The following is a 12,396-nucleotide window of genomic DNA, read 5'->3' as shown; positions in this document are numbered from 1 at the left end:
CCTTCTAGAAAAATAACTATTTATCATTCGGTTTATTAGCGTAATACGCAAAAATCTCACCCACCTTTTGACGGCCAGCTCCGTTCTGACTGATTGTTCTAGAAACCTTAACAAAGCTTTGCTCACTCTGATCATAGAGTTTTCTAGTTAACTCAGTATCATGATTACTGATTAAAACAGGTATGTTCCTTTTAAACGCAGCTCGTTCAGCAACTTTGGCTAGCTTTGCTTGCTCATTTGCGTCAAAACCACCCGTCGCATAACTCGTAAAGTTGGCCGTGCTAGATAGCGGAGCGTAAGGTGGATCACAATATATGACAGCGCCTTTTCGAGCCCTAGAAAATGTTTTCTTATAATCTTCACAAACAAATTTTGCTTTTTTGGCTTTTTCAGAGAAAGCGAAGATTTCGTCTTCTGGGAAATAAGGCTTTCCATAGTCACCAAAAGGAACATTGAACCCCCCTTTTAGATTGTATCTGCAGAGGCCATTAAAACCGTGGCGATTTAAATACAAGAATAACAATGAACGATAGTACGGGTCGTCTGTTTGGTTGAATTCGGCCCTAAGACCATAGTAGGCAACCTTGTCATTATTCTTTTGTGAAAAGAGTTTTCTAGCGTCTTTAACAAAGGTAACGGGGCGTGCTTTAACATATTTATAAAGAGTGATTAAATCGGGATTCACATCATTTAATAAATAATTATCAAAATTGGAATTTAAAAATACGGAGCCTGCACCAACAAAGGGTTCTACTAACTTTTTACCTTCCGGCAATCGACCGTTAATTTGTTCTACTAAGCCATATTTTCCGCCAGCCCATTTTAAAAAGGCTCTAGTTTTCTTTTTCATTGGTAACTCTATTGGCTTAGTGATTCATTGTATGACTTTATTTGCTGCTGAATAGCCTCTGTGGATTTAGCCCAAGCATTTTGGTCAATGTTTTTTGCTGTTTCGCGTGCAGACGCTATGGTATCAAATAATCCATAGGTTACGACTAGCCAATCTGAATTATTACGGCTTATTTTGTAAATTCGAGTTAACTTCGCATCTAACCTTTTTTCTATTAAATAAGTTTCAAGTGTGGATTCTTGACTTACTGCCGTTAGTTGTAAAACAAATTTATTACTCGGCAAACTTAACATTTGTTGGTTGTTAACACGATAACCGGCAACGGTTAAAGGGGCGATACTTGAAGGCAAGTTTGATTCTAACTCTGCATCTAACTCTGAACCAAACTCTGCTTCTGAAGGAGCAAGACTGATTTCTTTCTCACTCGAGGAGCTCTCTGGAAGATTTACGACAGGTTCAGAAATGGCTTCTTTAGCTATTTCGACCGGTAAACTTTGCTTGTTCACATTTGGTACTGACTCAAGAGTTCCTGCTGCAGGTTCAATATTAGCTTTTGTAGGTTCAATATTAGCGGTTACAGCTTCAACTTCTTTTTGAGGTTTCATGGCGTTATTGAGCGCCTCTAAAATATCACTACTTGATGCAGCATTATCTTCAGGCATTTGAGTTTGTTTAACTTTAACAACATGCTCTTTAACTTTAGCACTCGACCAATCAGACACCATCGGCTCAACCGTTGGCTTAATTGTTTTTTCTTTAATGGTTTTAGGCAACGACTGTTCTTCGGTGAAGTATAACCGATACATATACACGCCGAGGGCCAATAACAAACTAACAACAACAAGATTCGAAACCCAAAGTTTAATATTCATCGTAACGGGTTTAGCTAATTTTAGGGCGTCTTGTGTATCAAATGCCAATAACTGAATAGGATTCCCTTGAGCGTTTTCAATCCAGCGTTTTACTTTTGCAGTATCAGGGCTAGGAACATCATCAAATGATTGTTTAATGAGAATATAGCTTTCTTTTTCTGAGAATTTTGGGATGGGCATAACACTAATTAAAGCCGACGTTATGCTTCCTATCGTATTGGTTATTTGTTTGTCAAAGGTAAACAAAACAGAAATAACGCGGGATTGTTTTTTAAATTCAGCAACGACCTGTAAAATTTCACCTATGATTTGCCCTGACAAGTGATGCCCATTGTCTATTGCGATCATAAGTTCAGTATTTCCACCAAACTCAAGAAACGCATTTAACATTGGCTTTTCAGGATCAAATAATACATTACCAAAAAGTTGCTCAATGATACGGCTACGAACTTGTATATCATTGATTGAACTAACGGCAGTTAAGTAACATTTATTGGCGTTTGGCAATGCGGACGTTAACAACTCTTCAAGCATAGAGGTTTTCCCTATGCCTACAGTGCCTTCCATTGCCACTATACCAGTTCGAGAGAGCAGTTCTTGAACCGTATTTAAAAATCGTTGACGTGAAGGAGGAATATAAAAGCCGTTTGTAATTTGTGTATTTGTCATACCAATATAGTTTTCAATTCTTCGTCGCTAACATCTGAAACCAGTATCGCTTGACCAAGAGATTTGAGCAATATAAATCTAATGGTTTGGGCTAGAACCTTTTTGTCTTTTTTCATATGCTTAAGATAAGACTCTAGGTTCATAGAAGCTGGCCCTTGAACTGGCAAGTCAAAGCTCTCTAAAAGACTCGTGGTTCGTTTTATGTCGTTAAGCGACAACCAACCCCGGCTATGTGATAACTGTGCAGCCTGAACCATACCAGCAGCCACAGCCTCACCATGTAACCAGTTTCCATAACCTTGCTCAGCTTCTATTGCATGTCCAAAGGTATGACCTAAATTAAGTAGCGCACGCTTGCCTTGCTCTTTTTCATCTTCGCTTACAATTTCAGCTTTTATTTGGCAGCACCGGCCAATAACGTAAGACAATACATTAAGGTCTTGCGCTTTAAGTTGAGCAACATGTTCTTCTAAGTATTCGAAAAATACTGAATCAGCTAACAAACCGTATTTCACAACTTCCGCAATGCCAGCAGCAAATTCTCTTGGAGGCAAAGTTTGTAATGAAGATACATCTATCAATACCGCTTTAGGTTGATAGAAAGCCCCTATCATATTTTTTCCTAAAGGGTGATTCACTGCGGTTTTGCCGCCTACAGAGGAGTCAACTTGCGACAATAACGTTGTTGGGATTTGAATAAAGTCGACACCGCGCATATAGGTTGAAGCGACAAAACCAGTGATATCACCGACTACACCGCCGCCAAGCGCGATCAATGTGACATCTCTACCAACCTGCTCAGTAAGGAGAAACGACATTATTGATTCATAACTTGCGAGTGTTTTGTATTCTTCACCGTCAGGTAAAGTAAAAAACCTTACATCATAGTCTGAAAGTGCGTCTGATATTGCAGTAGAGAAAATAGGTAGCACGGTCTCATTCGAGATAACCACTACCTGTTTTGCTTTGATATGTGTTTTGAGCAAAGATTTAAAGTTACTACTATCTTGCTCAATGTAGATTGGGTAGCTGTGTTCAGCCAAGTTTACCGTTAGGCTTTTCATTCACAGCTCCCTTTTATATCGTTTAGAAGTCTAGTTTACTAATTATCTCATTCGCCACTACACGTGCGCTTTGCTCATCGGTTTTAACAACGATGTCAGCAATTTCTTCGTATAGAGGGTTGCGTTCTTCTGCAAGTCGAATCAAAACGTCACGAGCCGGCTCTTCAGTTTGAAGTAGAGGACGACGTTTATCTCGCTGCGTACGAGCAACTTGTTTTTCAATAGGAGTTTCTAAATAAACTACTATTCCACGTGCCGATAATCGGTTGCGAATTTCTTTGCTAACAACTGAACCACCGCCAGTCGCTAACACGATTCCCTGTTTTTCTGTAAGGTCGGTGATAACAGTTTCTTCACGTTGACGAAACCCTTCTTCACCTTCAATATCAAAAACCCAGGCAATGTCTGCACCGGTACGACGTTCAATTTCCTGGTCAGAGTCGACAAATTGTAAATGCAACTGGTCTGCTAAGTGCCTACCAATAGTACTTTTACCTGCGCCCATAGGACCAACTAAGAAGATGTTACGTTTTTCAGCCATATTACCTAATTCAAATACATTTTTAGTGTGTTAACAAACAAGCCCCAGACACAAAAAGTCGCGCCCAAAAAATAAGGCGCGAATTATCGCAAAAAAAGTAGCTAAAATGCAAGAAAGAGTTGACGATCAAATGCGTTTATAATGCATCCGTTACAATTTTTGGTGTTACAAAAATCAGTAACTCTCTCTTTTCGTTGAAGGATGTGTCCGTTCTGAATACTCTTCCAATAAATGGTATATCACCTAACAAAGGCACTTTACTAACACTATTTATTACTTGCTGCTGGTAAATACCACCTAAAACAATGGTTTCGCCATTTCGCGCAGTAACCTGGGTTTGTAATTGTTGCGTATCAATTGCTACAGCAGGGCCAGTTGGGGTTGAAACTGTATCGCCACGAGCATTTTGAGTTATGTTTAAATCTAAAATAACACTATTATCCGGCGTAATTTGAGGAGTTACCTCTAAACTTAACACCGCTTTTTTAAATGAAACTGATGTTGCACCACTTGATGCTGCTTGAACATACGGTATCTCAGTACCTTGCTCAATACGCGACATGCGCTGGTTTGACGCAGTAATTCTTGGTGTTGCTACAATCTCACCTTTATTTTCTCGTTCTAGAGCTGATAACTCTAAATCAAGCAATGTACCATCCGCCAAACGAGCAATTTGCACCGCGATGCTACCAGCTGGACTTGCCACAGGTAGGTTCACGTTCAATCTAGGACCTGAGTCAGAACCTATTGTACCCAAACGAGTTTGACTAGCGCCTTCTAGCGAGCCAGAAACGCCCGTTGAGCTACTACCATCTGAGCTATTGCCTGAGATGCCCCAACGAATACCCAATTGCTCATCAATATTATCCCTAATTGTCACCATACGAGCTTCAATCAGAACCTGTTTAATTGGGATATCTAGTGTTTTAACTGCTTTTTTAACTGTTTCAATACCGCTTGTTGTATCTTTAACAAGTAGAGTATTAGTACGAGCATCAACCGAAACCTGACCACGAGGTGTTAAAATTGAGGTACCTTCAGACTTAAGTAACGCCGCTATTTCAGAAGCTTTAGCATAGTTTATCTGGATAAACTCGGATACTAAAACTTCAAATTCTTCTACTTTCTTTTTAGCTTCTAACTCTCGAGCTTCTCTTGCAGCCAACTCATCAGAAGGCGCCACCATTAAAACGTTGCCTTCCATTCGTTTGTCTAAACCTTTTGTTCTAAGCACAATATCTAATGCCTGATCCCAAGGAACACTGTTTAATCGTAGCGTTAATGTTCCTGAAACCGTGTCGGAAACCACTAAATTAAAGCCATTAAAATCTGCGATAATCTGTAACACAGTACGAATTGGTAAATCTTGGAAGTTAAGCGACATTGGCTGCCCTTGATACTCTGAGCCACCTGCCAATGTACCTTGCTGCTCTGGAGCGCGATTTACTGTTAACGTAAAGATATTATCCAGTTGCTGAAAATCATATTCAAAATCACCTTCAATATCGATAACTAGCTGACTGTTAGTTCCGCTTTGAAAAGTCTCTAACCCCGTTACAATGGTACCAAAATCTACAACATCCATTTTATAAAGTAAGTCGGTTAATATGTCAGTGTTATGGAATTGTATAAATATTTGTTGTTCTTTAGAGGTAACGTCTACGGCTGCCATATTGTCTTGTAAAAATACGAGAACGCGCCCTTCTGTTGCAGAGTTAACTTCTTCTCCACGCCTAAAGTCCAGTGCTTGAATTCTATTGATTAGTTCAATGTTAGTATTATTGTTTGATTGCAATTCAGTGGTTGGGTTGTCAGAGATTCGAATGAAAAACTTGTTACCTTCAACTCTAGATTTGTACAGTTTGAGATAATCTAATAATACGCTAACTAAAACACCATTCTCTTGGTGCTTTGTCTCAATATTGATAACGCCTTCTTTTTGAATCAGGATATTAACCAAGCTTTCATCAAAGTCGGTTTCATCGAAAAACAATTCTATTCTGGCTGGCTCATTAAATACTTGCACACTCGGATCAGAATACAAGTTTTCATCAAAAACAAACTCTAATTCTGTTTCGCCTTTTACAATGGGTGTATAGCGAATGTCATAAAGTAGCGGCACTGAGGCAGCAGTGAAAGTCAAAAATAGCGCAAAAAATGCCGTCAATATTCTATAAAACATAACGTTACTTTTCATTGTAATTAGCAGTCCATATTCTTATTAGTTTTATTCATTTACCGAACTATCGGCCAATTGTACTCTCGCAGTGCGTTCTTTCCAGCAACCTGCGCCATCGGGAATTAATTCTACAAGAATAACTCTATTGTCACTCACCGATGTGATGCGGCCATTATACAAGCCAACAAAATTCCCTTCTGTCACTCTATGTAATGACCCATCTGAAGCTTGAATTAACGCCCAAACTTCTTTGTCCGTACCTAGAGTACCTCTCATACTCAAATTGTCCAAAGCAAATTTTTCCAGCGGTTGTTTACGCCGTCTAGGATCTGGAGCCAAACAATTTTGAGCTGGCTCGTAGTTTTCTTGGATAACTTCTGGTGACGGCAAATCAAACGGACTACGTCGAGATATCATCGAGTAGTCAATGTGTTGAAATTGATTTACCGCAGGAATAGGTTCGATTTTCACTGGCGTACCAGACTTAATCTTATTCATGTATTGCTGTATGTCAGAAACATCATCATTACAGGCAACTAAAAATAAACTGAGTATTAATAAAACAACTCTAATCATTTTTCAGTCTCCTTATAACGATAAGTCTTCGCGACAACATTAAGGCGCAGTTTGTCGCCATCAGCTTCGTTAATAGAAAAGTCATGTAAGGTTACAATTCTTGGCAGAGCAGCAACTTGACTTACAAACTGTCCAAACTCGTGATAGTCACCTATCACCTCAATTTGAATAGGTAGTTCCGTATAAAATTGTTTTTCTAGCTCTGGGAGCCAGTTAATTTTGATAAATGACAAACCGGAAGTCGTACCTACGTATGTAATGTCATCGAGTAAACCAGGAGTTTCATGTGAGGTAGGCAGACGTTTGAGGAGCAGTGAGAACTTCTCTTCCATATCAACCATCTGTTTCTTATACGAGTCCAAGTTTACTGCAGCACCGTATTTTATTCGGTAGTTGTTTTTCAGCTGAATTTCTTGAAGCTCTGCATTTTCCAGCGCTTCTACTTCACTGCTAACTAAAAGCATGTAACTGCCAATGCCCACTGCGATAGAAACGATTGCTGCCATCGCTACTTTTGCGGCTTTAGGCCAAGAGCCCATATTTTCGAAATCGATGTCATTGATATCAAAGTCCGAGAAATCAAAGTTAAATTTATCTAAATTCACTTTTTATCTCCTTTACCTTCAACAACGTACTTTTTCACGGACACTGTCATTGTAAAATCACTTAACAGCGCGGCGTCCTTTTCACCAGCCACAATCGAATCTAAATCCGCGGCTTCTAACAAGTCCGATTTTTCTATATTTCTCATCATATTAGAAAGTCTATTGTTAGACTCACTCTTTCCGTTTATGAGTAAAGCAGGGCCTTTTTTCTCAATTTTTGTTAGATAAATACCTGTTGGTACCATACCTGCTACTTCATTAAAAATTTCAGTGCCTAAGTTCCTACTTTCTTGCAGTTGCTCGATGAGTTCGATTCGCTTATTAAGGTCGGCTTTAGTGTCGTTAAGGTTTCTTATTTCTCTAATACGCTGATCTAAAATTGAAATTTCGCTTTGTAGGTAATTATTTCTATATTGCTGACCTTCTAATTGCTTAGAGTAATAAACGCTTAAAAGGAATAATAAAATCACCACAGCAGCAGATAGCATCCCTAAAATCGCCAAAAACTGTTGTTGTAATTCTTTTCTAGCGGTTTCTCGCCAAGGTAAGAGGTTTATATATGGCATTGTGAAAAGCTCCTTAATGCCAAGCCAGTCGCAATCATTAACTGGGACTGAATTAAATCTATGTCTTCTGAATCAAGTTCCGCAGCAATTTCAAGCTCTGCGAATGGTTTTGCAATCACAGTATGAATACCCAACTCATCAATAAGCAATCTATCTAAGCCTGATATTAAGGAGGTGCCGCCGGATAAAACAATATAATCGACGTTGTCTTTTTCACTGGTATTTAAAAACATTTGAATAGAACGTCTAATTTGCTGCAATAGTGCCGTTTGAAAAGGAGCCAGCACTTCAAAAGTATAGTTAGGCGGAAGGTCACCGTTTACTTTTGCTTTCTCTGACTCTTCAAAAGAACGACCATAATAAGAAACAATTGAGTTAGTAAATTGCTCACCACCAAAGACTTGGTCTCGGGTATATAAAGAGCGTTCGCCCTCAATAATACTTAATAAGGTTATTTGTGAGCCCACATCAATAAATGCAACTACTTTCTTGTCTGCGTCATCAGGCAATTGACCAATACACAACTGGCCAGCCCTACTCAGTGCATAACTTTCAACGTCTAGCACCTTAGGCTCAAAACCGCCTTCATTAACAGCGTGAGAGCGAGCTTCAATATTTTCGGTTCGGGCTGCACTTAAAAGAATATCTATTTTTGAAGGGTCTGCTTTATTTACTGCGATCTTTTCAAAGTCCAGACTAACCTCATCAAGGGGATAAGGTATTAAAGAATCCGCTTCTATTTCTATTTGGCTTTCTAATTCAGAATCAGAAAGAGTCACGTCCATATAGATGACTTTAGTAATGACACTTGAGCCAGAAATGGCTACGGCGGCATGCTTAATTGATTTTGGGATTTGCTTTCTGATTTTATTCACAACACGAGCAACAGCTTCAATGTCCTGAATTTCACTATCCTTTATCATTCCCTTTGGCATAGGTTCCACAAGCGCTTCTTCTACTCTATATACACCATGTTGCTCTGAGAGCAATACGGCTTTAACAGAATGAGAGCCTATGTCTATCCCCACCATATAGGGAACACTTTTTGTGAATAACTTCCTAATTGTATCTAACATGTCAAGTCACTGAGCTACCTGTTATTTATCCTACAAACTAAAGATTAGACTTTTTTTGTATGAATAAAAAGCCTTTTATAGAATCCTGTTCCGGTTATACTACCTACATTATCGTCATAACATATTTTTTTCTAGGTTTATTCAATGGGTTGGCTCAAAAAGTTAGGCAAGCTAGTATTTTTTGGGACATTGTTGTCCATATTAGTTGTTATCGGGTTTTATTTTTACGTTAAAGATGACCTTCCAACTGAAGACTTAATACGTGATGTTAAATTTCAAATCCCAATGAAAGTTTATACTGCAGAGGGAGAACTCATTTCTCAATTCGGTGAGAAAAGACGAACACCGGTACTCTACTCTGAAATTCCGCAAGAATTAAAAGACGCAATTATTGCAACGGAAGACTCTCGTTTTTACGATCACTTTGGCATTGATCCAATAGGTATTGTGCGCTCAGCCATCGCTGTCATTTCCACCGGCCGCAAAGCACAAGGGGCAAGCACGATAACCATGCAGTTAGCTCGAAATGTCTTTCTTTCGCTTGATAAGCGCTGGATGCGAAAAATAAAAGAGGTGTATATCGCATTGCACATTGAGCAAATAATGTCGAAAGAAGAGATATTAACCTTGTACCTAAACAAGATTCCATTTGGTAATCGAGCATTTGGTATTGGTGCAGCCGCACAAGTTTATTATGGCAAAGACATCAGTGAATTAACTCTTCCGCAATTAGCAATGATTGCAGGAATCCCTAAAGCAACCACCAGATACAATCCAATAAGAAATCCAGATTTAGCGAAATGGCGAAGAAATGTTGTTTTAGGCCGCATGCATACTGTGGGCGCTATTGATACTGCAACCTTTGAAGAAGCTAAAAGTGCGCCTATTACCGCTAAACTGCACGGTGCAAAAATTACTGCACCAGCACCTTATGTTGCTGAACAAGTTAGAAAAGAGATGGTTGAGCGTTTTGGTTTAGAAGCAGCCTATACCGAAGGGTTTAAAGTTTTCACCACCATAAAAGGTGATGCGCAAATCGCAGCACGTCAAGCGGTGCGTTCTAACATTCATGCCTATGACGAACGTCATGGCTATAGAGGTCCAAGTCGCTATTTATGGGATGCTGAAAATTTAGATACCACGTCTGAAGCTGGTGCTGAATGGTCCAGTGAAAAAATTGTTAAACACTTGTCCAGAATAAAAAATTACGGTGATTTAGTTCCTGCTGTGGTTACCAATGTAATGGAACAACAAATTTATGTGTTAGTAAAAGGCGGCAACGTAGAAATTATTGATTGGGATAATTTAAAATGGGCTCGTCCGTACATAAGTGATACTAAGCAAGGTGATGCTCCTGAAACAGCGTCGCAAATATTGAAGGAAGGTGGTTTAGTTTGGGTTCGAGAAGATGAAAGCGGTAACTTCAGATTAGGACAAAAGCCTACTGTTAGTAGTTCACTTGTTGCCATGAACCCGAATAACGGTGATATTTTGGCGTTAGTTGGCGGCTACGACTTTTCTCACAATCAATATAACCGCGTAACTCAAGCCAAAAGACAAATAGGTTCGAACATAAAACCGTTTGTTTACTCAGGGGCACTTGATAATGGTGCCACTTTAGCAACGTTAATAAACGACGCGCCTATTACTAAATGGGAAAAGAACAGTGTTTGGCGTCCTTCAAACTCACCAGAAACTTATAACGGCCCTACACGAGTGAGACGAGGCTTAGCGGAATCGAAAAACGTAATGGCCGTCAGGTTAATGCGTACCATGGGTGTTGATAAAACCGTGGATTATTTAACTCGCTTTGGTTTTTCAAAAGCAGACTTACCATCTAATGAGACTATCTCGTTAGGCTCTGCAGCCTTATCTCCTTTGTCCGTAGTAACGGGTATGAGTACATTCGCTAATGGTGGCTTTTTGGTTGAATCAAACCTAATAGAGCGAATTGAAAACGTGGCTGGTGACACGGTTTACCAGGCGACTAAAATGGTAGCTAACCTAGAAGAGACGGTAAACTTAGAAGAAACGTTTAAATCACCTTCTGCAGAAATGCCTGCACCTCGAGTTATTTCTACTGAAAATGCGTTTTTAATATCTGAAGCTTTAAATAGCTCTATTTGGGGCGGCGGCACTTGGTCTAAGGGTAACGGTTGGAATGGAACATCATGGCGAGCTCGCGCTATTGGTCGACGCGACTTCAGTGGTAAAACTGGTACCACAAACGACGCCGCTGATACTTGGTTTACTGGCTTTAATGCATCGATTGTTGCCACTACCTGGGTTGGCTTTGATGCGCCAGGAAGATCGCTTGGTCGAACTAAATTTAACTCTAATTTAGGTAACAATGAACAAGTGTCAGGTGCCGAGGCTGGTGCTACAACTGCATTGCCAGGTTGGGTTACTTTTATATCTCAAATTTCAGATAGTATTCCGCTTGCCAATAGAGAGATCCCCGAAGGCATTGTTTCCGTAAGGATTGATAGAAAAACAGGGCTGCTTTCTAGAAAAACTGACCACACAACGGAGTTTGAGTACTTCATAAAGGGTACTGAGCCCACTAAATATGTAGACGAATTTTCACCTATTACTATCGATGAAGAAAAAGATCTCATTGACGAAGAAGAAGGGATATTTTAATGATTAAGTTTTTCTTTATTATACCGCTGTTGCTAAGCCTTATTTGGTGGCAGTACTTAAGAATAAATAATTGGAGCATCGAGCAAGGAAAGCGAGGCTTTTTCTATATCATCGCTTTCTCAGTGGCACTTGCTGCGTTTTTCGGTTTGATGTACGGGCTAAATCACTACTTAAATTAACTACTATTTTTATCCGCAATTAACTACTTGTGCGCACTTAACTACTTACGTGTAATTTACGTGTAATGAACTTCTTAGCGTAAGTACAAAAAAAGGCCGATGATAATCGACCTTTTTTAACGTTCACTTTTAAAGTGCTTACTGAATACTAAACGCTGAAACTTGCTCCACAACCACAGGTTGTTGTTGCGTTTGGGTTGTTCACAAAAAAGCGTGACCCTTCTAGGCCTTCAGTGTAATCAACAATGCCGCCAACTAAATATTGTAAGCTCATTGGATCTATCACCATAGAAACGCCTTGTTTTTCAATTTCCATGTCGCCTGCGTTTACGTCTTCGTCAAACGTAAAGCCATATTGGAAACCTGAACAACCACCACCCGTTACATAAACTCTTAGTTTTAAGGCTGGGTTCTCTTCTTCTTCAACTAACTGCTTCACTTTGATCGCAGCCGAATCAGAAAATTGAATTGGCAATTCTGGAGTCTCTGTTGATTCTGCAGTCGGTGTTACAATGTTAGTCATAAAAAGTACCTCTTAAAAACGGGGCGCGATTATCTAATACCTGACAAATTTAA

12 protein-coding genes are annotated in these 12,396 nt (G+C 39.5%); 2 read left to right on the top strand and 10 right to left on the bottom strand.

The genetic code is table 11. The features are described from left to right. Positions 1–16: 16 nt before the first annotated feature. From ABD009_RS10630 to ABD009_RS10590, 9 genes are all read right to left on the bottom strand, one after another. Positions 17–850 carry a Dam family site-specific DNA-(adenine-N6)-methyltransferase gene (locus ABD009_RS10630; RefSeq protein ID WP_155696331.1) on the bottom strand — a complete coding sequence of 278 codons (834 nt, stop codon included), beginning with the start codon at positions 848–850 and terminating at the stop codon, positions 17–19. An 8-nt stretch (positions 851–858) separates the two neighbouring features. Beyond that, positions 859–2,391 carry an AAA family ATPase gene (locus ABD009_RS10625; protein WP_343825233.1) on the bottom strand — a complete coding sequence of 511 codons (1,533 nt, stop codon included), beginning with the start codon at positions 2,389–2,391 and terminating at the stop codon, positions 859–861. Continuing rightward, on the bottom strand, positions 2,388–3,455 hold the full coding sequence (aroB, locus tag ABD009_RS10620) for a 3-dehydroquinate synthase (RefSeq protein WP_343825231.1): 1,068 nt from the start codon (positions 3,453–3,455) through the stop codon (positions 2,388–2,390). Before aroB ends, ABD009_RS10625 begins: the two co-directional genes overlap by 4 nt. A gap of 22 nt (positions 3,456–3,477) precedes the next feature. After that, positions 3,478–3,996, bottom strand: a complete 519-nt coding sequence (gene aroK / locus ABD009_RS10615; RefSeq protein WP_155696334.1) for a shikimate kinase AroK — start codon at positions 3,994–3,996, stop codon at positions 3,478–3,480. Positions 3,997–4,132: 136 nt separating this feature from the next. Continuing rightward, positions 4,133–6,193: a type IV pilus secretin PilQ gene (locus ABD009_RS10610; RefSeq protein ID WP_343825229.1), complete on the bottom strand. Its 2,061-nt coding sequence runs from the start codon at positions 6,191–6,193 to the stop codon at positions 4,133–4,135. Between the two features lie 30 nt (positions 6,194–6,223). Continuing rightward, positions 6,224–6,751 (bottom strand): pilus assembly protein PilP, encoded by a 528-nt coding sequence (locus ABD009_RS10605; RefSeq protein WP_343825227.1) that lies wholly within the window; start codon positions 6,749–6,751, stop codon positions 6,224–6,226. Next, the gene (locus ABD009_RS10600; protein ID WP_343825715.1) at positions 6,748–7,290 is read right to left on the bottom strand and encodes a type IV pilus inner membrane component PilO; all 543 of its coding nucleotides are present in this window, start codon (positions 7,288–7,290) and stop codon (positions 6,748–6,750) included. Before ABD009_RS10600 ends, ABD009_RS10605 begins: the two co-directional genes overlap by 4 nt. A 62-nt stretch (positions 7,291–7,352) precedes the next feature. Further along, positions 7,353–7,922: a PilN domain-containing protein gene (locus tag ABD009_RS10595; RefSeq protein ID WP_343825225.1), complete on the bottom strand. Its 570-nt coding sequence runs from the start codon at positions 7,920–7,922 to the stop codon at positions 7,353–7,355. Beyond that, positions 7,910–8,998 (bottom strand): pilus assembly protein PilM, encoded by a 1,089-nt coding sequence (locus ABD009_RS10590; protein WP_155696341.1) that lies wholly within the window; start codon positions 8,996–8,998, stop codon positions 7,910–7,912. Before ABD009_RS10590 ends, ABD009_RS10595 begins: the two co-directional genes overlap by 13 nt. Before the next feature lie 144 nt (positions 8,999–9,142). Between ABD009_RS10590 and ABD009_RS10585 the strand changes: the two genes are divergently transcribed. Then, the gene (locus ABD009_RS10585; protein ID WP_343825222.1) at positions 9,143–11,641 is read left to right on the top strand and encodes a penicillin-binding protein 1A; all 2,499 of its coding nucleotides are present in this window, start codon (positions 9,143–9,145) and stop codon (positions 11,639–11,641) included. Continuing rightward, positions 11,641–11,820 carry a hypothetical protein gene (locus ABD009_RS10580; protein ID WP_155696345.1) on the top strand — a complete coding sequence of 60 codons (180 nt, stop codon included), beginning with the start codon at positions 11,641–11,643 and terminating at the stop codon, positions 11,818–11,820. Before ABD009_RS10585 ends, ABD009_RS10580 begins: the two co-directional genes overlap by 1 nt. 148 nt (positions 11,821–11,968) lie before the next feature. On the opposite strand, the gene erpA is transcribed toward ABD009_RS10580, so the two are convergent. Next, the gene (gene erpA / locus ABD009_RS10575) at positions 11,969–12,343 is read right to left on the bottom strand and encodes an iron-sulfur cluster insertion protein ErpA (RefSeq protein WP_155696347.1); all 375 of its coding nucleotides are present in this window, start codon (positions 12,341–12,343) and stop codon (positions 11,969–11,971) included. Positions 12,344–12,396: the final 53 nt, after the last annotated feature.

The organism is Psychrosphaera haliotis (genome assembly GCF_039523615.1).
Classification (GTDB): domain Bacteria; phylum Pseudomonadota; class Gammaproteobacteria; order Enterobacterales; family Alteromonadaceae; genus Psychrosphaera; species Psychrosphaera haliotis.
The sequence above is the reverse complement of the archived record's forward strand: the minus strand, read 5'-3'. Positions and strand labels throughout refer to the sequence as shown.